The organism is Achromobacter sp. (assembly GCF_036567245.1).
In the GTDB taxonomy this organism is placed as follows: Bacteria; Pseudomonadota; Gammaproteobacteria; order Burkholderiales; family Burkholderiaceae_B; genus Achromobacter.
The window spans coordinates 1-21,976 of record NZ_DATCUY010000538.1 but is presented as its reverse complement, the minus strand read 5'-3'; the positions used below and the strand labels follow the sequence as shown (position 1 = coordinate 21,976).

Genomic DNA, 21,976 nt, shown 5'->3' with positions numbered 1-21,976 from the left:
GACGTCGGCCGCAGGCGCATTCCAGGGCATTGCCATGCCAGCCACCCTGGCGCACCAGGCGCGAGCGCGGTACGAGCCGCGGCGCAGCGGGTTCAGCGTGACGACGAGGTCGTCCGACAAGACGGAAATATCAGCGGTGTTCATGGGAACTCCTAGCAAAGACGGTCCAGCGCCAGGGCATGGCCCCCCGGCAGGCATGCGCGGCGGCAGCCGGCGGTCAATCGAACAATGACAACTGGCCTGCAGCCATGGCTTGCAACTGGCGCGCTGCGCGCCCGTGCGCGCCGCTGGCTGCGGGCGATACGGCGGAAAAAGGGACCCCTGAAGACGCTTGCGCGCCAACCGGGGATAGGAAATCGGCCTCCTTCGCGGCAGGCGCGGCGGGAGGCAGGAAACGGTCGCAGTCCAGTGCCAGGCGATGACGGTTCAAACCCAGCTTGCGCGTGGCGAGGGTGAAGCGCTGGCGCAACAGATCGGCCCAGACGCCGGTTCCGCGCATGCGCGATCCGAAATTGGGGTCGTTGCGGCGGCCATTGCGCAGGTCTTCGATGCGATGCAGCACACGCTGGGCCCGATCCGGAAAGTGGGCGTTGAGCCAATCTTCGAACAGTGTCTTGACCTCCCAGGGCAGGCGCAAGACGGTATAGCTGGCGTAGTGCGCGCCAGCCGCCTTGGACTCCTGGAGGATGTGTTCCATGGACTCGTCGTTGATGAACGGGATGATGGGCGCCACCAGCACGCCCACCGGCACGCCGGCGTCGGTCAGGCTGCGCACGGCTTCCAGCCGGCGCCAAGGCGCAGCGGCGCGCGGCTCCAGCGTGCGGGCCATGCCGGCGTCCAGCGTGGTGATGCTCATGTACACCACCACCAGTTTTTGCTCGGCCAGCGCGGCCAACAGGTCCAGGTCGCGGGCGACCAGCGCGTTCTTGGTGACAATGGTGAGCGGATGGCGGGTTTCCAGCATCAGTTCCAGGAGGCCGCGGGTCAGGCGCCATTCGCGTTCGATGGGCTGGTAGGCGTCCGTGGCGGAACCGATGTTGATGGGAGACGGCTTGTAGCCGGGCCGGGCGAGTTCGGTACGCAGGGCCTGCACCGCATTGGCCTTGGCCACCAGCCGGGTTTCAAAATCCAGCCCGGGCGACAGGCCCAGATAGGAATGGGTGGGCCGGGCATAACAATAGACACAGCCATGCTCGCAGCCCCGGTACGGATTGATCGCGACATCGAAGGGGATGTCCGGCGAATCGTTACGCGACAGCATCTTGCGCGCCTCTTCGGCGGTGACCGTGGTCTTGGGGGCGGCGGGCTCGAGGCGCGCGTCCGGCAGGATGGGAATGACGCGCGCGGCGGCTTGCTCGCCGGACGCGGTGTCGGGAAAATTATCGGGGACGGATTCTACGAAGTCAGCGGGCAGACCGGAGGAGACCCAGCCGTCGTCGACCTGCACGCGGTCATCGCGCTGAAAGCGATGCCGAACATTAGTAACCGCACCCCGACCGCGCAAGGCGGCGGGGGCGGCAGCCGGGGACCCAGAACCGGCGGGAAAAGAATGATCGGTGCGTGCCATGAAAACTACTGTACAAAAACACAGTGGTTTTGACAAGCACCAAAAGCCTTTTCGTAAGACAACCCCACTTTACCGCAAGACGCCGACGCCGTCCGGACAAATCGATTTCACCAGGCGAGATCGCCCGGAAACCCGCAGCAGCATTGGATTTAGCAAGAAAACAACAGAATTTTGGAGGCCGGAAATTCGTTGTTTTCCGGCCTCTTGCCGGCTAGCGCAACATGCCGGCCGCCGCAGTCTGGTGCGTGGCCTCGTCGATCAGGATGAAGGCGCCCGTCGCAGGCACATCGGCGTACCGATCGACCGCCAGCGACTCGCGCGTGGTGAGCGTCACGCGTCCGATGTCGTTCATGCGCAGCGTGCCTTCGGTGTTCCCCACTTCCTGCAGTTCGTGGATGTCGCGATGCGACAGCACCGCGCGTATCTTCGCCGAGGTCAGGCGCGTGCCCGACTTCAGCAGATACTTGCGCGCCGGATTCAAGGCCTGCGCATCGAGCCAGCACAACTCCGCTTCGAACTCGCGCGCGACCTGCGCCGGCGCCGACGCATGCACGATCACGTCGCCGCGCGACACGTCCACGTCGCGGTCCAGCACCAGCGTGATCGAGTCGCCCGCCACCGCTTCATCCAGCGCGCGGTCGAAGGCGCGCACTTCGCGCACGACCGCCGTCACGCCCGAAGGCTGCACCGTGATCTCGTCGCCGGGACGCAGCACGCCGCTCGCGACGCGGCCAGCGTAGCCGCGGAAATCTTCCTTGCGGTTGCCGTCATGGCGCGCCACCCATTGCACCGGAAAGCGCAGCGGCAAGGCGCGTCCGTCGCTCGCCAGGTCCAGCGATTCCAGCAGGGCAAGCAAGGGCTGCCCGTCGTACCACGGCGTCCGCGGCGACAGCGTGACGACGTTGTCGCCGTTCAGCGCCGACAGCGGCAGCGCATCGAAGTGCTCGATGCCCAGCTTGCCCGCCAGGTCGGCATAGGCGTCGCGGATGCGCTCGAACACGGCGCGGTCCCACTCAACCAGGTCCATCTTGTTGACCGCCACCACGATGTGGCGGATGCCCAAGAGGCGCGCGATGGTGCTGTGCCGCTTGGTCTGCGGCAGCAGCACGCCGTCGGCCGCACGGGTGGCGTCGATCAGGATGACGGCCACGTCCGCGGTCGACGCGCCCGTGACCATATTGCGCGTGTACTGCTCATGCCCCGGGGCATCGGCGATGATGAACTTGCGCGCCGGCGTCGAGAAATAGCGATAGGCCACGTCGATGGTAATGCCCTGCTCGCGCTCGGCCTCCAGGCCGTCGGTCAGCAATGAGAAGTCGATGCCGTCGCCCGCCACGCGCTTGTGCTTGGCGCGCGAGATTGCGTCCAGCTGGTCGGCGAACACGCCCTTGCTGTCATACAGCAGGCGGCCGATCAGCGTGGACTTGCCGTCGTCCACCGAACCCGCGGTGATCAGGCGCAGCACGCCCGTGTCGGCGCCGGAAAGAAAAGAATCGTTTAGTGCGTTCATGTGCGTCCCTGGTCGCCGGCGCATGCCGGCGTTTCATGCGATCAGAAATAGCCTTCCTTCTTGCGGCGCTCCATCGAGGCCTCGGAAGTCTGGTCGTCCATGCGCGTGGCGCCGCGCTCGGTAATGTCGGTCACCGCGGTCTCGGCGATGATGGCCATGGTGTCGGCGGCGTCGGACGCCACCGGGCAGGTGCAGGAGATGTCGCCCACCGTGCGAAAGCGCACCTGCAGGCGTTCGACCTGTTCGCTCTCCTGCGGCGGCGTCAGTCGGGTGACCGGCACCAGCAGGCCCTTGCGGCGCACGACCTCGCGCTCATGGCTGTAGTAGATGGACGGCAGCGCCAGCTGCTCGCGCTGGATGTACTGCCAGACGTCCAGCTCGGTCCAGTTGGAGATCGGGAAGACGCGCATGTTCTCGCCGCGGTGCACGCGGGTGTTGAACAGGTTCCAGAGTTCCGGGCGCTGGGCCTTCGGATCCCATTTTCCGAATTCGTCCCGGAACGAAAAGATGCGTTCCTTGGCGCGGGCCTTTTCCTCGTCGCGGCGGGCGCCGCCGATGCAGGCGTCAAAACCGAACTCCTCGATCGCCTCCAGCAACGTGACCGCCTGGGCGGCATTGCGCGAATCGGTTTCGCGGCGCAACACCACGCTGCCGCGCGCGATCGAATCCTCGACGCTGCGCACGATCAGGGTCTCGCCCAGTTCAGCGGCGCGCGCGTCGCGGAAGGCGATCACTTCGTCGAAGTTGTGGCCGGTATCGATGTGCATCAGCGGGAACGGAAAGCGTCCCGGCCGGAAGGCCTTCTCGGCCAGGCGCAGCAGCACCACGGAATCCTTGCCGCCCGAGAACAGCAGCACAGGTTTCTCACTTTCGGCGGCCACCTCGCGCAGAATGAAGATGGCTTCCGATTCCAGCCAATCCAGGTGGCTGCGTTGGATCACAGCAGACATATGCACTTCCCCTAAAACAGATTTCGAATTCGTGGACCGCATCACTCGGCGCGCGCCGCGATGCTGATGACCCGGTTGCCCGCATGCAGGCCGCATTCCTTGGAGTCCGACGACTCCCACCACCAGCGCCCTGCCCTGAGGTCCTCGCCCGGACGGATGGCACGCGTACAGGGTTCGCAGCCTATGGATGGGTAGCCCTGGTTATGCAGCGGGTTGTAGGGAATGCCCAGGGCGCGGATGGCGGACCAGACCTCGTCCTCGCTCCATTCCGCCAGCGGGTTGAACTTGTAGAGGCCGAACGTGCTGTCGTCCTCTTCCAGCGGCAATTCGCCGCGGGTGGTGGATTGCTCCCGGCGCTGCCCGGTGATCCAGGCGCCACGTCCCGCGAGCGCGCGTTTGAGCGGCTCGACCTTGCGAATCTGGCAACAGGCCTTGCGCAGTTCCACGCTTTCATAGAAGGCATAGGCGCCGTGCTCCGCGACGTGCTGCTCGACCGCGGCCGCGATCGGCCGGTACACGGTGACCTCGCGGCCATAGCGCTCGCGCACGGCGTCCAGCACGCCTAAAGTCTCGGCATGCAGCCGGCCCGTGTCCAGCGTGAAGACCTCCAGGTCCAGGCCGGCGCTGTAGATGGCATGCGTCAGCAACATGTCCTCGGCCGCCAGCGAGGAGGCCAGCGCGGCGTCCGGATAACGCCGCTGGACCTCGGTCAGGCGCGCGCCCAGGTCGCGCCAACGCGCCGCAAGGGCTGCGTCCAAGTCAAGGGAGAGATCGGTGGTGCTCATGATTGCGCCGCGAAAATGCGCGCCCGCCGCGGACGCGCCAACAGGATTTCGCCATCGCGCAGTCCCAGCTCCCGGTACAGGGACTCGGGCACCTCGGCTTCGATGATGGCGTCGGAATCCTCGCTGGCCAGCTCCAGGTAGGCGCTGGGACCGGCGAGGAAGGCGTGCGCCAGGCGCACGGGAATGCCGTCCGCGCCAGCGCGATAGCGCTCGACGTCGAACTCGTGCGGCCGCACGTAGGCGGTGGCGCGCTGGGCTTCGGCCTGGGCCAACTCCGGCGCGGGCAAGGACAGGCCTGCGCCGCTCCAGACGCCGCGCGTGGCAAAGCCCTGCAGCTGGTTGACGTCGCCCAGGAAGCCGTAGACAAAGGGCGTGGCCGGTTCTTCCCAGACCTCGCGCGGCGTGCCGACCTGCTCGATGCGGCCCGAATTCATCAGCACCACGCGGTCGGACACTTCCAGCGCTTCTTCCTGGTCATGGGTGACAAACACGCTGGCCACGTGCAGCTCGTCGTGCAGTCGGCGCAGCCAGCGCCGCAGTTCCTTACGCACCTTCGCGTCCAGCGCGCCGAAGGGTTCGTCCAGCAGCAGCACCCGCGGTTCCACGGCCAGCGCGCGCGCCAGGGCGATGCGCTGGCGCTGGCCGCCGGAGAGTTGCGCCGGATAGCGGTCCGCCAGCCAGTCCAGCTGCACCAGCCCCAGCAAGTCGTGCACCTTGCGCTGGATCACGTCTTCGGAGGGGCGCTGCGAACGGTGCTTGACGCGCAGGCCGAAGGCCACGTTCTCGAACACCGTCATGTGTTTGAACAACGCATAGTGCTGGAACACGAAACCGACCTGACGCTGGCGCACGTCCACCGCGGTGGCGTCTTCGCCGGCGAACAGCACGCTGCCGGAATCAGCCGACTCCAGCCCCGCGATGATGCGCAGCAACGTCGTCTTGCCGCAGCCGGAAGGCCCCAGCAGCGCGACCAGCTCGCCGGTTTCAATATGCAGCGAAACATCGTTCAGCGCGCGGAACTGGCCGAAGCGCTTGGATAGATTGCGGACTTCGATACTCATGCTTGGTCTCCTTGCAGGCCGTCGCGTCAGGCCAGGGCCGGCTTGATGGCGGCCGGCTGGCCGGGGTACTCGACCGGCTGGTCGGCGGCCTGCTGAAAGCGCGCGTTGCGCCACTCGACGACGTTCTTGGCCACCAGCGTCACCAGCGCCAGGAGGGCCAGCAACGACGCCACGGCGAACGCCGCGGAATACTGGTATTCGTTGTAGAGAATCTCGACGTGCAGCGTCATGGTGTTGGTCAGGCCGCGGATCTGCCCGGACACCACCGACACCGCACCGAATTCACCCATGGCCCGCGCGTTGCACAGGATGGCGCCGTACAGCAGGCCCCATTTGATGTTCGGCAGCGTCACGCGCCAGAAGATCTGCCAGCCGCTCGCGCCCAGGGTCAGCGCGGCCTGCTCTTCCTCGCTGCCCTGCGCCTGCATCAGCGGGATCAGCTCGCGCGCCACGAACGGAAAGGTCACGAAGAGCGAGGCCAGCACGATGCCCGGCACGGCGTAGACGATCTTGATGTCGTGCTCCTGCAGCCAGCCGCCGAACCAGCCCTGGGTGCCGAACAGCAGCACGAAGACCAACCCGGCCACCACCGGCGACACCGAGAACGGCAGGTCGATCAAGGTGATCAGGAACTGCTTGCCGCGGAACTGGAATTTGGTGATCGCCCAGGCCGCGGCCACGCCGAACACCAGGTTCAGCGGCAGCGCAATCGCCGCAACCAGCAGCGTCAGACGGATGGCGGCCAGCGCGTCGGGTTCGACGATGGCGTCCAGGTACAGCTGCCAGCCCTTCTTGAAGGCCTCGGCGAACACCGCCGCCAACGGCACCAGCAGGAACAGCGCCAGGAATCCCAGCGCGATGAAGAGCAGCACGCCGCGCACCCAGCGCGGCTCGGTCAGATGGGCGGGACGGTCCGCGGCGCTCATGCGAGCCTCCCGAGGTTGCGGCGGGCCTGCCAGCCCTGCAGCAGATTGATGACGAGCAACAGCGCAAAGGACAGCACCAGCATCACCGTGGCAATGGCGGCGGCGCCGGCGTAGTCGAATTCCTCGAGCTTGGCGATGATCAGGAGCGGCGTGATCTCGGACACCATCGGCATGTTGCCCGCGATGAAGACCACTGAGCCGTACTCGCCCACCGCGCGTGCAAAGGCCAGCGCGAAGCCGGTCATCAAGGCCGGCATGATGATGGGCAGCAGCACTCGGCGTATGGTCTGCCAGCGGTTGGCGCCCAGACTGGCCGCGGCTTCCTCGATCTCGCGCTCCACGTCTTCCAGCACCGGTTGCACCGTGCGCACCACGAATGGCACGCCGATGAAGATCAGCGCAATGACGATGCCCAACGGCGTGAAGGCCACCTTCCAGCCGAACCACTCGGCCAAGGGTCCGCCCAGCCAGCCCTTCTGCGAATACAGCGAGGTCAGCGCAATGCCCGCCACGGCCGTGGGCAGCGCGAACGGCAGGTCCACCAACGCGTCCAGGATCTTCTTGCCCGGGAAGCGATAGCGCACCAGCACCCAGGCCACCACCGTGCCGAACACCAGGTTCACCAGTGCCGCGATCAGCGACGCGCCGAAGGTCAGCTGGTACGAGGCAACGACGCGCGGGGCGGTCACCGCGTCCCAGAAGCCCTGCCAGCCCAGCCCCGCGCTCTTGATCGGCAAGGCCGCCAGCGGGATGAGCACGAGCACGCTCAGGTACAGCACCGCGTAGCCCATCGAGATGCCGAATCCGGGCAGCACGCCCGGGCTGTTGCGCCGAAAGGCAAAAGGCGCTTGCGCGCCGCTTGCCGCCGGGTTCGAGGCTGTAGTCATGGCCATCGTCCGATCGTCAGGTGCTTATTTCTTTTGCGGCAGATAGATCTGGTCGAAGGTGCCGCCGTCGCTGAAGTGATCCTTCTGCGCCTTGCGCCAGCCGCCGAAGATCTTGTCGTCGATGGTCACGAGCTTGACCTTGGGGAACTTGCTTTCGTACTTGGCCGCCACGGTCTTGTCGATGGGCCGGTAGTAGTTCCTGGCGATGATTTCCTGCGCGGCGGGCGTGTAGAGGAATTCCAGATAGGCCTGCGCCGCGGCGCGGGTGCCCTTCTTGTCCACGACCTTGTCGACCACGGCGACCGGCGGTTCGGCCAGGATGGACAGCGACGGCACCACGATGTCGAACTTGTCCGGACCCAGTTCTTCAAGCGCCAGGAAAGCCTCGTTTTCCCAGGCCAGCAACACGTCGCCCACGCCGCGCTCCACGAAGGTGGTGGTGGCGCCGCGGGCACCGGTATCCAGCACCGGCACGTGCTTGAGCAGGTCGCCCACGAAGGCGCGGGCCTTTTCCTCGCTGCCGCCGTTCTTCTCCAGCGCATAGGCCCAGGCGGCCAGATAGTTCCAGCGCGCCCCGCCCGAGGTCTTGGGGTTGGGCGTGATGACCTGCACGCCGTCCTTGACCAGGTCGTCCCAGTCCTTGATCTGCTTGGGATTACCCTTGCGCACCAGGAACACGATGGTGGAGGTATAGGGCGAGCTGTTCTGCGGCAGGCGGGCCTGCCAATCGGCGGGCAGCAGCCCGCGGTCGGCGACGGCGTCGATGTCGTAGGCCAGCGCCAGGGTCACCACATCGGCTTCCAGGCCGTCAATGACGGAGCGCGCCTGGCGGCCGGAACCGCCGTGCGATTGGCGGATGGTCAGGTCGACGTTGGCCTTTTCCTTATATTGCTTGATGAACGCGTCGTCGATGGCGCGATACAGTTCGCGGGTCGGGTCATACGAGACATTCAAGAGCGTCTGCTTCTGCTGCGCCTGTGCCGGCGCGATCGCGGCAAACGACATCGTCACTGCGGCCAAGGCGGCCAACCAACCGGCTTTCCTGAAAGACATCCCTTGCTCCCTGTGTTCGGCAATGTGGAAGCAAGTGTGCTGGCTGGGCGTTCTGAACGGAACGAATCATTATTTGGTTGCTCATCGCTCGCAGGCATATAGGATCGCTGTCCCAGCAATGGAAATTTGCCCTGGCCTTGCGCGCGCTCCAATGAAAAACCGCCGCCTCCCCAAGGGGAAGACGGCGGTTGCCCGCGGGGGCCAGCCCCGTGGTTTCCGAATTTACTTATTCGGCTGCGGTGTGATGCGCAGATAGGGGCGCACGGCCTTGTAGCCCTTGGGGAACTTCTGCTTGATCACGGCCTCGTCCTGCAGCGACGGAACGATGATCACGTCGTCGCCGTCTTCCCAGTTCACCGGCGTGGCCACGCTGTGGCTGTCGGTCAGCTGCAGCGAATCGATGACCCGCAGGATTTCGTTGAAGTTGCGGCCGGTGCTGGCCGGATACGTGATGGTCAGGCGCACCTTCTTGTTGGGGTCGATGATGAACACCGAACGCACGGTCAGCGTGGCGTTGGCGTTCGGGTGGATCATGTCGTAGAGCTCGGACACCTTGCGGTCCTTGTCGGCCAGGATCGGGAAGTTGACCTTGGTGGACTGCGTGTCGTTGATGTCCTCGATCCACTTGGTGTGCGAATCGGTGCCGTCGACCGACAAGGCCAGCACCTTCACGTTGCGCTTGGCGAATTCATCGGCCAGCTTGGCGGTGTAGCCCAGCTCGGTGGTGCAGACGGGCGTGAAATCGGCCGGGTGCGAAAAAAGGACACCCCAGCTGTTACCCAGGTATTCATGGAAGCGGATCGGGCCTGCCGAGGATTCCTGTTCGAAATCAGGGGCGGTGTCGCCCAGGCGTAGATGACTCATGGTCTCTCCTGTGTGCGGATGCAGGTTGGGGACTGGCCGCCCGCCGCAGCGGGCAGCGCAGGAACAGCGTTTCATGACGCAGCTTAGCGTCTACGAAACGATTCTTCCATCAAACCTTTAGCCGAGGAAATACGCAAGTCATATAACCTTATGCAATATTCAACCCTGCTCCACAAGCGTCCGCGACGACGCCAGCGCGCACGGCGGCCGACAGGGCCAGCGCGCGCGGCAGGATATGGGCGCCGTAGAACAATCCGGTCGCCAGCTTGCCCGTGTGGAACGGATCGGTGGACCCGGCCGCCAGGTGGCGCCGGCAGGCCAGCACGGCCCGCGCCATCTGCCAGCCGCCGTGCACCACGCCGGCCAGCATCAGATAGGGCACGCTGCTGGAATAGACCGCCCGGATGTTGACGGGCGATTGCTCCAAGATGAAGGCCACGCCGGCCTCATAGGCCTGGATGGCGCTGTCCAGGTTATCGCGCAACAGGCGCAGTCCCTCCTGCTCACCCGCGGACGCGCGCTTCGCCTCGGTCTCCACCGCGCGCAGCGTCTCCCGCATTGCCGCGATCGCGGCATGGGCGGTGGCGCCGCCGTCGCGTTGCGTCTTGCGGCTGACCAGGTCGTTGGCCTGGATCGCGGTGGTGCCTTCGTAGATGGGCAGGATGCGCGCGTCGCGGTAATACTGCGCCGCCCCGGTCTCCTCGATGTAGCCCATGCCGCCATGCACCTGCAGGCCCAGCGACGCGACCTCGACCGCGGTCTCGGTCGAGTAGCCCTTGACGATGGGTACCATGTATTCGTAGAAGGCCCGGTTGCGCGAGCGCTGCTCAGGGTCCGGATGATGCGTGCCCTTGTCGTGCGCGGCCGCGGTCACGTAGGACACGGCGCGCGCCGCCTCCGTCAGCGCCTTCATGGTCATCAGCATGCGCTGTACGTCGGGATGGCGCACGATGGCCACCGGAGCGGCCGAGCCTTCGACCGCCCGCCCCTGCACGCGGTCGCGCGCATAGGCCAGCGCATGCTGGCAGGCCCGCTCCGACACGCCTATGCCCTGTTGCCCCACCGAAAAGCGGGCAGCGTTCATCATGATGAACATGTATTCCAGGCCGCGGTTCTGCTCGCCGACCAGATAGCCGATGGCGCCGTCGCCCACTTCGCCCTTGCCCGAGCCGTACAGCAATACGGCGGTGGGGCTGCCGTGGATGCCCAGCTTGTGCTCCAGCGATGCGCACCAGACGTCGTTGCGCTTGCCGAGGCTACCGTCCGGCTGCACCAGGAACTTGGGCACGATGAACAGCGAAATGCCCTTCACCCCGGCAGGCGCGTCAGGCGTGCGCGCCAGCACCAGATGGATGATGTTCTCGGCCAGATCATGGTCGCCATAGGTGATGAAGATCTTCTGGCCGCTCAGCCGGTAGCTGCCGTCAGCCTGCTTCACCGCGCGCGTCGCCACCTGCGCCAGGTCCGAGCCGGCCTGCGGCTCGGTCAGGTTCATGGTGCCGGTCCACTTGCCGCCGATCAGTTGCGGCACGTACTGCTTGCGCTGCGCTTCCGATCCGACGGTGAGCAAGGCCTCGATCACGCCGTCCGTCAGCATGGGACACAAGGAAAACGCCAGGCTCGCGGCCTGGATGTTCTCGCCCGGCGCCGCCGCGACCAGCTTGGGCAACCCCTGCCCGCCCCAGGCCACGGGATGCTGCAAGCCCTGCCAGCCGCCCGCCGCGTAGTCCTTGAAACCCTGCGCATAGCCCGGCGTGGTGGTGACGTGACCGTCTTTCCATACCGGCGGCTGCGTGTCGCCCGGCACGTTCAGCGGCGCCACGGCCTGTTCCACGAAACGCCCGTTCTCTTCCAGGATGGCGTCCACCAGATCCGGCGTGACCTCTTCGAAGCCGGGGAGCTTCAGGACTTCGTCGAGTCCGGCCAGCTCGTTCAAGGCGAAGCGGAAGTCCTGCAGCGGGGTTACGTAGGGCATGGGGTCTCCATCAATTGGCAGTCTCTAGGCTTTCTTTGGCCAATCTTAAACCCTTGCTTCCTTCCTTGCGGGCATAGTCCCCGAACGCGGCCAGGGACGCGGACGGCGTCACTTCTTCATAGCCTGCGGCCATGCCCTGCTGCACGTCGGACAGGGCCAGCACCGCATTGCTGGCCTTGAACAGCGTGTCCAGCACTTCCGGCGGCGTACCCTTGGGGGCAAAGATGCCCCACCAGTTGGAAACGTCATAGCCGGGCACGGTCTGCGAAATGGGGGGATAGGGGAGCAGCCGGGAAGGCTGGCCGGACGTGACCGCCAGCGCCACTACCTTGCCGGTGTCGATCACCGACTTGGCCGACGGCGCCGTGGCGAACGAGACGTCGGTGTCGCCCGCTGCCACGGATTGCGCCGCCGCGGCCCCCCCCTTGAAGGGAATATGCATCAGCTTCACCCCGGAGAGCGTCATGAACTCGACCGCCGCCAGGTGCGTGATGACGCCGTTGCCGGACGACGCGACGTTGATGGACCCCGGCTTGCTCTTGGCCCGGTCGATCAGGTCCTGCACGTCTTTCAGCCCCAGCTTGGCGTTCGCAATCAGCACCATGGGACCGGTGGTGAGCTGCGCCACGGGCACGAAGCTGTCCGGCGTGTAATCCACCTTGTACAGCGCGCTGTCGCTGCCCATGACGCTGGAATTGCCGAGGTACAGCGTGTAGCCGTCGGCGGCGGCGCGCGCGGCAAGGCTGGCGCCGATGGTCGATCCTGCGCCAGGGCGGTTTTCGACGACGACCGGCTGCTTCAACTGCCTGGCAAGCGCGTTCGCATAGACGCGGCCCACCTGATCCGCCCCGCCGCCCGGCGGAAATCCGATCACCAGCGTCAAGGGCTTGGAGGGGTAAGGAGCGGCGGCCTGCGCCCCTCCAGGCATGGCGGACAAGGTGGCAACAGCGGCAAGCACGGCGCCGCAGGCGGCAATAGCGGGTTTCATCGGTGTCTCCTTTGATGGAATCGGAGCCGCTTGTGGCGCGGCTCTCTGCTCATGCGCCGGCTGCGTCAGCAGCCGGTGAAGTTCGGCGCGCGCTTCTCCTTCCAGGCCGTCGCGCCTTCGGCCAGGTCACGGGACCGCTCGGAACCCAATACCGCCTGCTCGATTCCGGCCAGATCGAGTTCGCCCCGCGCGATGCGGTTCAGATGCGACTTCACGCCGAACAGCGGAATCGGGGCCATCGCCGCAATCTGCGCGCTCAGGGCATCCAGGCGGGCCGCCAGCGTCTCCTCGGGCACCAGTTCGGTCAGGAATCCGATGCGCAGCATTTCGTCGGCCTGGAGCTTTTCCGCCGTCAGGAACAGCCGCTTGGCCTGGTCCAGGCCGAGCCGCGTCACATAGCGCGACATGCCGCCGGCGTAGAAGTGCAGGCCCAGCCTCGTGGCCGGCATGAACATATCCGCCTGCGGTGTGCCGATGCGGAAATCACAGGCCAGGCACAGGTCGGTGCCGCCGCCATAGGCTCCACCCTGGACCGCCGCGATCGTCACCGGCCGCGCCGCCTCGATCAGGTCCATGGTCTGGCCAAAATAGAGGGAGCTGGGCGCCTGGTCCGACGCCAGGGACGAAATGTCATAGCCGCTGCAGAAATACTTGCCCTCGGACCGGAAGCGCAGCACCCTTACCGCGTCGTCCGTATTGACCCGGTCCAGGTGCTCCCTGAGGACAGCCAGATCCTGGGGACCGAGCCGGTTGGCATGGCCAGGCCTCTGCAGGCGGATGGTGGCCACGTGTCCGTCGATGGACAAGCTGGGCGTATCGGAAGGCGCCGTCATGCGTAGACCTCCGCCTGATGCGCCACCCCGTCCGCCAACAGGCGATCGATCTCGGCATCCGCGATGCCGTAGCGCGCGAACACTTCACGCGTGTGCTGGCCGAAGACGGGCGGGGCGCGACGGCTTGCCGTACCCGCAGCGCTCAGCCCCAAGGGCAGGTCCACCTGCCGCAGCTCGCCCAGCAGCGGGTGGTCCAGGGTGCGCACCAGTCCGCAGGCCTGCACCTGCGCATCGGCGAACACGTCCTCCAGGGTATTGATGGGTCCGGCGGGAATGCCGCCCTCGATCATCAGCGCGGTCCATTCCATGCGCGTCTTGCGCTTGAGGCCAGCCTCCAGCTCCTGCTTCAACGCATAGCGGTGCTGCATGCGCTCCGCGTTCGTGAGGAAGCGCTCGTCGGACACCAGATGGGAGAGCCCGAGTATGCCGCAGAGCTTGACCCACATCGCCTGGGTCGCCGGCGCCAGATTGAGCGGCCCGTCCGCGGTCTCGAAGGTGCCGTACGGCGCGATGACCGGGTGCACGTTGCCGCAGGGTTCGGGGATTTCCCCCTTGCTGAGATAGCGCTGGCCCTGGACGCTCAGCAGCGCCATGAGTCCAGCCAGCAGCGACGTTTCCACGTGCTGCCCGCGTCCGGTCGACGAACGCTGCGCGACGGCGGACAGGATCCCTATCGCCAGCCACATGCCCGCGGTCAGGTCGCCGACGGCCACGCCCACTCGCATCGGCCCCGACTCCGGCGAGCCGGTCAGGCTCATGAAGCCGGAATAGCCTTGCGCGACCTGGTCAAAGCCAGCCCATTCCCGTGCAGGCCCCTTGCTGCCGAAACCGGAGATCGACGCCATGATCAGCCCCGGCTGTTCTTGCGCCAGCGCCTCGTAGCCCAGGCCCATGGCATCCATGGTTCCGACCTTGAAGTTCTCGACCACGATGTCGGACGCCAGGGCCATTCTCCGCAGCAGCGCCAACCCTTCCGGCTTGCGGAAATCCACGCCTATGCCTTGCTTGCTACGGTTGGCACTAAGATAATAAACACTTATATCTTCTTCGAAGGGCCCCCATTGCCGCGCCATTTCGCCCGCCGGCATGGGCTCCACCTTGACGACCTCAGCGCCCAGGTCTCCGAGAATCATTGTGCAGAACGGTCCGGAAAGCGCTCGGGTCAGATCCAGCACTTTCAACCCTGCCAACGGCAGACTCATTTTCGTTCTCCCTTGATGCGAGGCCCATTCTAGGCAGCACCTCGAGAGCACCGAAAATACTATTTTCCGATCCATCCATAAGATTCTCTTATTCAATGAATCTGCGCCAACTCAAGTACTTCGTCCGTGTCGTTGAAATGCGCAACATGACCCGCGCAGCCGCAAGCCTGCACGTCGCGCAGCCGGCGCTGAGCCAACAGATGGCGCTGCTGGAGGAAAGCCTGGGCGTCTCGTTGCTGGTGCGGGGCGTCAAGGGCGCGCAGCCCACCGCGGAAGGCCTGCTGCTGTACCGGCATGCGCAAACCATTCTGCGCCAGGTCGACAGCACCCGCAGCCTGCTCTCCAAGACCACGGATCAGGTCACCGGCACGGTATCGATCGGGCTGGCCTCCAGCACCGCCCGCATGCTGGCCTTGCCGCTGATGCGCCGCGCCAAGGCGGAACTGCCCTCGGTGGTGCTGGAAATCGTCGACGTGCCCAGCGCGGACCTGACCAAGCTGGTCCTGCAGGGGCGCATTGATTTTTCCTTGTCGCCGGACCAGCAACCGATCCAGGGCCTGCTGCGCACGCCGCTGCTGCGGGAAAGCCTGTTCCTTCTGGCCCACGCCAGCGTGACGCTGCCGCGCCGTATCCTGGCCATTGCGGACTTCGCCGCCTTGCCGCTGGTCCTGCCCAGCCTCCCCAATACGCTGCGCGCGCGCCTGGACCATGCCTTTCTGACGGCAGGTCTGACCTGCAATCTGTTCGCCGAAGCGAGTACGTCGGCGATCCTCGTCCCGGCGGTGCGCAGCGGAATGGCGGCCACGATACTGCCGTCCTCGGCTGCTCAACCTGAAATCGCGGAAGGATCGATCGTGGCGCACGCACTGGACGAAACCCTGTCGCGTGAACTGGTGCTCTGCGCCAGCGAGAGCCTGCCTCCCACGCCGGCGGTAAGCCGGGTCATCGATCTGTGCAAGGACGAAATAGAGCGCCTGATCGACGATCAGACCTGGCAGGGATGCGCGCTGCTACGACAGGGCTCGCGCTAAGCCAGATGATGCGCCAGCGACACAATGATGGGACCCAGCACCGGCAGCAGCACGTTGGCGATGGCATACGTCACCGTGTAGCCGAGTAGCGGCACGGAACTGCCGCTGGATGTCAGGATGGCGCTGATGGCCGGGGTGCTGACATGCTGGCCCGCGATGGCGCCGACCAGCAGAGGGCCCTCGATCTTCAGGATCTTGTGGCCCAGCCAGAGCGACAGGCACGCCGGCCCCAAGGAAACCAGCAGGCCTATGAGCGGCAGCACCGCGCCGTGTTCCCGGATCAGCGCAATCGCCTCCGGCCCCGCCGACAAGCCGACGCAAGCCACGAATACCGCCAGCCCCAGGTCCTTCAACAACTGCACGGCATGGTCCGGCATATGGCCGATCGCGGGCCGCTTGGCGTTGATCCAACCGCAGACCAGGCCGCTGACCAGCGCCCCGCCGCCGCTGCCCAGCGACACGGGAATGCCCCAGAGGCGCGCGCTCAGGCTGCCGATCATCAGGCCCACGAGGATGCCGAAAGCCAGGAACACCAGGTCGGTCACGCCGCTGCGCCGCAGCTCGTTGCCCAGGGCCGCGCCAGCCTCGGACAATTCAGGCTCGGCGCCGACCAGCGTGACCAGGTCGCCGTACTGCACCACGGTGGACAGCGTAATCGGCAATGAATGGCCCGAGCGCACGATGGATTGCAGGAAGACGCCGCGCGCCCGGCGGGCGTTCGGTCGCTTCGCCAGTTCGCCGACGGTATGGCCGTTGACGGCCTTCTTGTTGACGATGACGGCCAGTTCGCTGAGCTGCAGGTCGTCGGCATGCGCTTCCGGCAACTGGATCTCGGGTCCCACGACCGAGCTCGCGCGCAGCGCGAAGCCTCGCAAGCCCAGCACCACCACGATGTCGCCGGTGGCCAGCAGGTCGTCCGGCGTGGCGTCCACCGCCTCGCCATTGCGCAGGATGCGGCTGATGACCGTGCGCCCGCCAAGCGCGGCCTCGACCTCGGCCACGCTTTTGCCATCCGCGTCCTTGACCACGTGCGAGCGTCCCACCAGCCGCGGCAGCGTGGACAGGGTCGCTTCCTCGCCGTCGCCGGCCGCCACGCCCAGCTTTTCCTCAAGCGCCTTGGAAGCTTCGCGCAGATTCATGCGCAGCAGCGCCGGCGCGATCTGGCTGGTGAAAAACACGATGCTGATGAGACCCACCAGATAGGTCAGCGTGTAGGCCGTGGCGATATTGGCTTCCATCCGCTGAACGTCGGCATCCGCCAGGCCCAGATGCTTGAGCGCCTCGGCGGCAGTGCCGACCACGGCCGACTCGGTGGCCGCGCCGGCCGCCAGGCCCGCCGCAGTGCCTGCATCCAGGCCGAACAGCGGCACCGCTGTCAGCACGATCGTCAGCACCAGCAAGGCTTCGATGAGAGGCAGCGCGATGTACCGCAGGCTGGAGCGGTTCAGGTTGGCAAAGAACTGCGGCCCGCCCGAATACCCCATTGCGAAGATGAACAGGGCGAACGCGACTTCCTTCAGGTCGCCGCGCATCTGGCAACCGGTCTGGCCGATCAGCAGGGCGACGATGAGTGTTCCGCACACTCCGCCCAGCTGGATCGGCCCGACTTTGAGCTTGCCGATCAGGTATCCCAACCCCACCGTCACGAACAGCACTGCGATGGGAACGCTATTGAAAAACCCGACCGTGCAAGTCATGTCGTCATGTCGCCCTGGAGGTTGCTGCGTGGCCTGCCTACTTGCGCGTCGCGGCCTTCTTGGCGGACTTCACCGCCGTGCCGGCCTTCTTCACTGCCTTCTTCACCGCCTTCTTGGCAGTCGCGGTCTTACCCGCCGCCTTGCGCTTGGCCGCAGGCGCCTTCACCGTCTGCCCCTTACCCGCCTTCGGGCCCGAACGCACCAGTTCGCCGGCCTTCCACGCCTCGACGTACTCGGTCGCGGCTTCGACCATGTGCTTGCCGATCTTGGCGTAATCGCCGTCGTCCAGGTTCGCCAGCGACACACGGATCGACCAGGGCGGGCCGCCGAAACCGCCGCCGTCCATCAGCACCACGCCGGACTTCTCCGCCAGGCGGAACAGGAAGTCGACCGGCTCATAGTTGGACATCATGTACTTGCAGAACGCGTCGCCATACGTGATCTTGGCCCAGACCATGAAATCCAGCTCGACGTAGTACCAGGCGCGCATCGGATCTTCGGGCGGCATGGGGATGCCCAGGCCGCGCCACAGCGCATCGCGCCGCGCGCGCACGATCTTCATCGTCAGGTGCTTGTAGGAGTCTTTCAGGTCCATCAGGTGCGACAGCGCGAAAAAGCCCATCTGCACCTGCTGGGGCAGGGACAGGCCCGCGGTGTGGTTCAGCGCGACATTGCGGCTGTCGGCCACCAGCCGGTCGATGAACTTGAGCTTTTCGGGCTCCATCGTCATGGCGCCGTAGCGCTTGTTCAAGCGCTGCTTCCAGGATGCGGGCAATTCGGCGATGCGGCGGTCCATGGTGTTCTTTTCATGGGTCGCGATCACGCCCAGGCGCCATCCCGTGCAGCCGAAATTCTTGGAGAACGAATACACGCAGATCGTGTTGTGCGGCACCTCGGCCATCAGCGAGCGGAAGTTCGGCACGAAGGTGCCGTACACGTCGTCCGTCACCAGCACCAGGTCCGGGTTCTTGCGGATCAGGCGCACGATCTGCTTCATCTCGACCGGGTTGAACGCCACCGACGGCGGGTTGCTGGGATTGACGGTGACCGCCAGCTTGATCTTGGGATTTTCCAGCTTGGCGATTTCGGACGCCGGATAGTGCCAGTCATGGGTACCGTCGGCCCGCAAGCTGCTGGCGTTGATCGGCACGATCTTGAACTGGAAGCGCTCCAGATGCGCGATCTCGATGTAGGGTGTGAAGGTCGGCAGGAACAGCGCAATGGTGTCGCCCTGCTTCAGCAAGCCGTTCTGCATCAGCGAATCGAAGATGTAGCACATGGCCGCCGTGCCGCCTTCGACCGGGAACAGGTCGAACTTGCCCTTGGGCGGACGGCCGTCGCACATTTCCTTGATCAGGTAATCGTGCACGATCTGTTCAAGATGGACCAGCGCGCGCGGCGGCACGGGATAGTTGTCGCCGATGATGCTGTCCGTCAATTCATGGATCCATGCGTCGGGATCAAAACCTTTGACCTTGACCCCGTATTCCAGCACGCCAACCAGAAAATCGTAGCCGTCCATGCCTTTGTGCTTGGACAGGAACTTGCGCATACGATCGGCGCAGCCCTTCCTGGCCGGCATGCCCGCCAGGATCGATTCGTCGCGCACGCGGCGCGCCTCCTTCATTGCGAATTGGCCCATCAGGAAGAAGGCGTCGCGCGGTTCGGTGGCGATCCAGTTCGGGTTGCCGCGGCCGGCGTTCAACATGGTGAGCGCGGCGGTTTGCTGGTTGTCCTTGGCCAGCGTGATCAGATAGTCCTTCAGTTCAAACGGAGAAAGCTGTTCCAGGTCGCGCTGGCGCGAACGGGTGGTTTTCAAGGTCGAGGCCAGACTGACGGTAAGAGGCGCGGTGGAAGCCATTGTTCAGTACTCCTGGTTTGCGTGGTGACAGGCGCTAGGCGGGCGCTGCCGGCGGTGCCGGCGCGCGCTTGCTGAACGCTCCGCGAGCCCGTGGGGCTTGCGGGGCGTCCTTCTAGGACATGAGCATGACGATGACAATCCCCCAGATGATGAGCAGGGTATTGCCGATGGCGTAGGGCACCGTGTAGCCCAGGGCGGGCACCTGGCTCTTCGCCGTTTCGGTGATCTGGCCGATGGCCGCGGTAGTGGTCCGGGCGCCGGCGCAGACTCCCAGCGCGATGGCGGGATGGAACTTGAAGACATACCGCGCGAGCAGTACGCCCACGATCATCGGCACGCTGGTGGCGATGATGCCGGCGATGAAGAGCTTGGCTCCCAATTGCTGGAAACCCTGGACGAATCCTGGCCCGGACGATATGCCCACGACCGCGACAAAGGTCGTAAGCCCCACGGATGTCAGGAACCAGTGCACCGGTTCCGGCACCCGGCCGAAGGTCGGATGCACCGAGCGCAGATAGCCGAATATCAAGCCGGAAATCAGCGCGCCGCCGGAGGTCGAGAGAGTCACGGGAATGCCGCTCACGGTCAGCACCAGAGAGCCGAACAGGCCGCCCAGCAGGATGCCGAATCCGACGAAGACCATGTCGGTCTGGCTGGTGGCGCGGTCCACATAGCCCAGCCTGCCGACCACGCGCTCGACGTCGCGCTTGGCGCCCAGCACGAACAGCCGGTCGCCGCGGTCGAGCTTCAGGCCCCAGTTGATCGGCATGTCGTGGCCGCCGCGCACAACCTTGCGCAGGAATACGCCGCGTCCCAGCTCGCGGCCCGCTTCGCTATCCGCGATTTCCTTGATGGTCTTGCCGGCGATGTTCTTGTTGGTCAGCACGACCTCGACGACTTCGGCGGGCATGCTGATCAGGTCTCGGTCTTCGACCTCGGTGCCGATGATGCCGGCGGCCTGCGTGACCAGCGCGTCATGCCTGCCGGTCACGCCCAGCACGTCGCCCTGCTGCAGCACCGTCTTGGCATCGCTGTCGAGGATCTGGTCGCCGCGCCGGATGCGTTCCACGAACACGCGCGCTTCGACAAAGCGGGATTCCAGCTCTCCCACGGTCTTGCCGACGAAATCCGGCCGGTCCAGCTTGTAGGCGCGCGCGATGAACTTGCGGTAGCCGGACAGTTCCATCGAGTCGGCGCCGCCGGACATCTTGGCTTCGTATTCCTGGCACTCCTTGACGATGTCCACGCGCATCAGCTTCGGACCCAGCGAGGCCAGCAACCAGGCGCTGCCCACCGTGCCGAAGATATAGCAGACCGCGTAGGCGACCGGAATGCTGTCGATCCATTGCTTCTTGGTGGTGGCGTCGATGTTCAAGCCGTTGATGGTGTCCGTCGCCACGCCCATGACGGCGGAAATGGTCTGCGCTCCGGACAGCAGGCCTGCGCCGGTGCCGGCATCGAAGCCGAAGCCCACCGCTGTCGCCCACGTCACCAACAGGCAGATCACGCACAGAATGACGGCGAAGATGACCTGCGGCAGGCCATCGCTTTTCATGCCGCGGAAGAACTGCGGTCCGACGCCGTAACCCAGACCAAACAGGAAGAGCAGGAAGAAAACCTGCTTGAGGACGGGAGCGATCGTGATATTGAGCTGTCCCACCAGCACGCCTACCAGCAGCGTGCCAGTCACGGCTCCCAGATTGAATCCGAAAATCTTCTTGGCGCCTATCCAGTACCCAAGACCGAGGGTAAGGAACACCGCAAGTTCCGGATATTTTCGCAGAGTGTCAAAGAACCATTCCATCCCGAATCTCCTTCGTTCTGTACAGGTCGAGCACTTGCGCGTATCTAGCTGCGCGCGGAACACATTATCAGAATCTTTCGAGAAATCAAAAGATTTGGAATATTGAAATTAAAGCTTGTGTGATCCTGACGTCAAATAAAAAGGCCCGCCAGCGCAAAGCTGGCGGGCCTTCAATACAACAGCGCGGTATGGTTTACAGCGCGCCGGTCAGTTCGGGTACGACCTGGAACAGATCGCCCACCAGGCCATAATCGGCCACGCCGAAGATCGGCGCTTCCGGATCCTTGTTGATGGCCACGATGACCTTCGAATCCTTCATGCCGGCCAGATGCTGGATGGCGCCCGAGATACCAACCGCCACGTACAGCTGCGGCGCGACGATCTTGCCGGTCTGGCCGACTTGCCAGTCGTTAGGGGCGTAGCCCGCGTCGACCGCGGCGCGCGAGGCGCCGAGTGCTGCGCCCAGCTTGTCGGCCAGAGGATCCAGGATCTTGAAGTTCTCGGCGCTGCCCAGGCCGCGGCCGCCGGAGACGACGACGCGCGCGCCGGCCAGTTCCGGACGGTCGCTCTTGGCGACTTCGCGGCCCACAAACGTGGACAGGCCCGAATCGGCGACGGCGGCGATTTCTTCCACCGCGGCGGAACCGCCCTGCGCGGCCACGGCGTCAAAGCCGGTGGTGCGCACGGTGATGACCTTGACGGCGTCGGCCGACTGCACCGTGGCAATCGCGTTGCCGGCGTAGATCGGGCGCTGGAAGGTATCGGCGGATTCCACGCCGATGATGTCGGAGATCTGCGCCACGTCCAGCTTGGCAGCCACGCGCGGGGCCACGTTCTTGCCCGAGGCGGTCGCCGGGAACAGGATGTGGCTGTAGCCCGAGGCCACGGCCAGCACTTGGGCGGCGACGTTCTCGGCCAGGCCGTCGGCCAGCTGCGGCGCGTCGGCCAGCAGGACCTTGGCCACGCCTGCGGCGGCGGCGGC

Annotated in this window: 18 protein-coding genes; 1 reads left to right on the top strand and 17 read right to left on the bottom strand. The window is 65.4% G+C overall.

From position 1 onward, the window contains the following. Positions 1 to 217: 217 nt before the first annotated feature. From VIR09_RS22890 to VIR09_RS22830, 13 genes are all read right to left on the bottom strand, one after another. On the bottom strand, positions 218 to 1,567 hold the full coding sequence (locus tag VIR09_RS22890; protein WP_332014930.1) for a PA0069 family radical SAM protein: 1,350 nt from the start codon (positions 1,565 to 1,567) through the stop codon (positions 218 to 220). A 211-nt stretch (positions 1,568 to 1,778) separates the two neighbouring features. Continuing rightward, on the bottom strand, positions 1,779 to 3,077 hold the full coding sequence (locus VIR09_RS22885; protein WP_332014929.1) for a sulfate adenylyltransferase subunit 1: 1,299 nt from the start codon (positions 3,075 to 3,077) through the stop codon (positions 1,779 to 1,781). A gap of 41 nt (positions 3,078 to 3,118) precedes the next feature. Beyond that, positions 3,119 to 4,027, bottom strand: a complete 909-nt coding sequence (gene cysD / locus VIR09_RS22880) for a sulfate adenylyltransferase subunit CysD (RefSeq protein WP_332014928.1) — start codon at positions 4,025 to 4,027, stop codon at positions 3,119 to 3,121. Positions 4,028 to 4,068: 41 nt separating this feature from the next. Then, positions 4,069 to 4,812, bottom strand: coding sequence for a phosphoadenylyl-sulfate reductase (locus VIR09_RS22875; protein WP_332014927.1), 744 nt, complete (start codon positions 4,810 to 4,812; stop codon positions 4,069 to 4,071). Then, positions 4,809 to 5,873, bottom strand: coding sequence for a sulfate ABC transporter ATP-binding protein (locus VIR09_RS22870; RefSeq protein ID WP_332014926.1), 1,065 nt, complete (start codon positions 5,871 to 5,873; stop codon positions 4,809 to 4,811). Before VIR09_RS22870 ends, VIR09_RS22875 begins: the two co-directional genes overlap by 4 nt. Before the next feature lie 26 nt (positions 5,874 to 5,899). Next, on the bottom strand, positions 5,900 to 6,799 hold the full coding sequence (gene cysW / locus VIR09_RS22865) for a sulfate ABC transporter permease subunit CysW (RefSeq protein ID WP_332014925.1): 900 nt from the start codon (positions 6,797 to 6,799) through the stop codon (positions 5,900 to 5,902). After that, positions 6,796 to 7,686: a sulfate ABC transporter permease subunit CysT gene (cysT, locus tag VIR09_RS22860; protein WP_414639455.1), complete on the bottom strand. Its 891-nt coding sequence runs from the start codon at positions 7,684 to 7,686 to the stop codon at positions 6,796 to 6,798. The genes cysW and cysT overlap by 4 nt, the downstream gene beginning before the upstream one ends. 24 nt (positions 7,687 to 7,710) lie before the next feature. Next, positions 7,711 to 8,691: a sulfate ABC transporter substrate-binding protein gene (locus tag VIR09_RS22855; RefSeq protein ID WP_332014931.1), complete on the bottom strand. Its 981-nt coding sequence runs from the start codon at positions 8,689 to 8,691 to the stop codon at positions 7,711 to 7,713. 270 nt (positions 8,692 to 8,961) lie between these two features. Next, complete coding sequence (locus VIR09_RS22850; protein ID WP_042792543.1) at positions 8,962 to 9,603, bottom strand: peroxiredoxin; 642 nt, start codon at positions 9,601 to 9,603, stop codon at positions 8,962 to 8,964. A gap of 148 nt (positions 9,604 to 9,751) precedes the next feature. Further along, positions 9,752 to 11,578 (bottom strand): acyl-CoA dehydrogenase, encoded by a 1,827-nt coding sequence (locus VIR09_RS22845; RefSeq protein ID WP_332014923.1) that lies wholly within the window; start codon positions 11,576 to 11,578, stop codon positions 9,752 to 9,754. 10 nt (positions 11,579 to 11,588) lie between these two features. Beyond that, positions 11,589 to 12,566, bottom strand: a complete 978-nt coding sequence (locus VIR09_RS22840) for a tripartite tricarboxylate transporter substrate-binding protein (RefSeq protein WP_332014921.1) — start codon at positions 12,564 to 12,566, stop codon at positions 11,589 to 11,591. A gap of 65 nt (positions 12,567 to 12,631) precedes the next feature. Continuing rightward, the gene (locus VIR09_RS22835) at positions 12,632 to 13,399 is read right to left on the bottom strand and encodes an enoyl-CoA hydratase/isomerase family protein (RefSeq protein WP_332014920.1); all 768 of its coding nucleotides are present in this window, start codon (positions 13,397 to 13,399) and stop codon (positions 12,632 to 12,634) included. Next, entirely contained in the window at positions 13,396 to 14,601 is a 1,206-nt protein-coding gene (locus VIR09_RS22830) for a CoA transferase (RefSeq protein WP_332014919.1), read from the bottom strand. Before VIR09_RS22830 ends, VIR09_RS22835 begins: the two co-directional genes overlap by 4 nt. Before the next feature lie 95 nt (positions 14,602 to 14,696). On the opposite strand from VIR09_RS22830, the gene VIR09_RS22825 reads away from it, so the two are divergent. Beyond that, positions 14,697 to 15,632 (top strand): LysR substrate-binding domain-containing protein, encoded by a 936-nt coding sequence (locus tag VIR09_RS22825; RefSeq protein ID WP_332014918.1) that lies wholly within the window; start codon positions 14,697 to 14,699, stop codon positions 15,630 to 15,632. Here the strand turns inward: VIR09_RS22825 and aspT (VIR09_RS22820) are convergent. The 4 genes from aspT (VIR09_RS22820) to VIR09_RS22805 form a co-directional block, all read right to left on the bottom strand. Next, positions 15,629 to 17,329, bottom strand: a complete 1,701-nt coding sequence (gene aspT, locus VIR09_RS22820) for an aspartate-alanine antiporter (protein WP_332014917.1) — start codon at positions 17,327 to 17,329, stop codon at positions 15,629 to 15,631. The two genes, VIR09_RS22825 and aspT (VIR09_RS22820), sit on opposite strands and share 4 nt — an antisense overlap. Positions 17,330 to 17,366: 37 nt before the next feature. Continuing rightward, positions 17,367 to 19,190, bottom strand: a complete 1,824-nt coding sequence (locus VIR09_RS22815) for a bifunctional aspartate transaminase/aspartate 4-decarboxylase (protein WP_332014916.1) — start codon at positions 19,188 to 19,190, stop codon at positions 17,367 to 17,369. Positions 19,191 to 19,302: 112 nt separating this feature from the next. Further along, positions 19,303 to 20,994 carry an aspartate-alanine antiporter gene (gene aspT / locus VIR09_RS22810; RefSeq protein ID WP_332014915.1) on the bottom strand — a complete coding sequence of 564 codons (1,692 nt, stop codon included), beginning with the start codon at positions 20,992 to 20,994 and terminating at the stop codon, positions 19,303 to 19,305. Between the two features lie 193 nt (positions 20,995 to 21,187). Beyond that, positions 21,188 to 21,976, bottom strand: a 789-nt coding sequence (locus tag VIR09_RS22805) for an electron transfer flavoprotein subunit alpha/FixB family protein (RefSeq protein WP_332014914.1), incomplete at its 5' end; no start/stop codon positions are given.

Bases quoted from the DNA above. Each gene is read 5' to 3' on its own strand.
- VIR09_RS22890 (WP_332014930.1), bottom strand. From the start codon at position 1,567: ATGGCACGCACCGATCATTCTTTTCCCGCCGGTTCTGGGTCCCCGGCT.
- VIR09_RS22840 (WP_332014921.1), bottom strand. From the start codon at position 12,566: ATGAAACCCGCTATTGCCGCCTGCGGCGCCGTGCTTGCCGCTGTTGCC.
- cysT (WP_414639455.1), bottom strand. From the start codon at position 7,686: ATGACTACAGCCTCGAACCCGGCGGCAAGCGGCGCGCAAGCGCCTTTT.
- aspT (WP_332014917.1), bottom strand. From the start codon at position 17,329: ATGACTTGCACGGTCGGGTTTTTCAATAGCGTTCCCATCGCAGTGCTG.
- VIR09_RS22815 (WP_332014916.1), bottom strand. From the start codon at position 19,190: ATGGCTTCCACCGCGCCTCTTACCGTCAGTCTGGCCTCGACCTTGAAA.
- cysW (WP_332014925.1), bottom strand. From the start codon at position 6,799: ATGAGCGCCGCGGACCGTCCCGCCCATCTGACCGAGCCGCGCTGGGTG.
- VIR09_RS22875 (WP_332014927.1), bottom strand. From the start codon at position 4,812: ATGAGCACCACCGATCTCTCCCTTGACTTGGACGCAGCCCTTGCGGCG.
- VIR09_RS22855 (WP_332014931.1), bottom strand. From the start codon at position 8,691: ATGTCGTTTGCCGCGATCGCGCCGGCACAGGCGCAGCAGAAGCAGACG.
- VIR09_RS22830 (WP_332014919.1), bottom strand. From the start codon at position 14,601: ATGAGTCTGCCGTTGGCAGGGTTGAAAGTGCTGGATCTGACCCGAGCG.
- VIR09_RS22870 (WP_332014926.1), bottom strand. From the start codon at position 5,873: ATGAGTATCGAAGTCCGCAATCTATCCAAGCGCTTCGGCCAGTTCCGC.
- VIR09_RS22845 (WP_332014923.1), bottom strand. From the start codon at position 11,578: ATGCCCTACGTAACCCCGCTGCAGGACTTCCGCTTCGCCTTGAACGAG.
- cysD (WP_332014928.1), bottom strand. From the start codon at position 4,027: ATGTCTGCTGTGATCCAACGCAGCCACCTGGATTGGCTGGAATCGGAA.
- VIR09_RS22825 (WP_332014918.1), top strand. From the start codon at position 14,697: ATGAATCTGCGCCAACTCAAGTACTTCGTCCGTGTCGTTGAAATGCGC.
- VIR09_RS22835 (WP_332014920.1), bottom strand. From the start codon at position 13,399: ATGACGGCGCCTTCCGATACGCCCAGCTTGTCCATCGACGGACACGTG.
- aspT (WP_332014915.1), bottom strand. From the start codon at position 20,994: ATGGAATGGTTCTTTGACACTCTGCGAAAATATCCGGAACTTGCGGTG.
- VIR09_RS22850 (WP_042792543.1), bottom strand. From the start codon at position 9,603: ATGAGTCATCTACGCCTGGGCGACACCGCCCCTGATTTCGAACAGGAA.
- VIR09_RS22885 (WP_332014929.1), bottom strand. From the start codon at position 3,077: ATGAACGCACTAAACGATTCTTTTCTTTCCGGCGCCGACACGGGCGTG.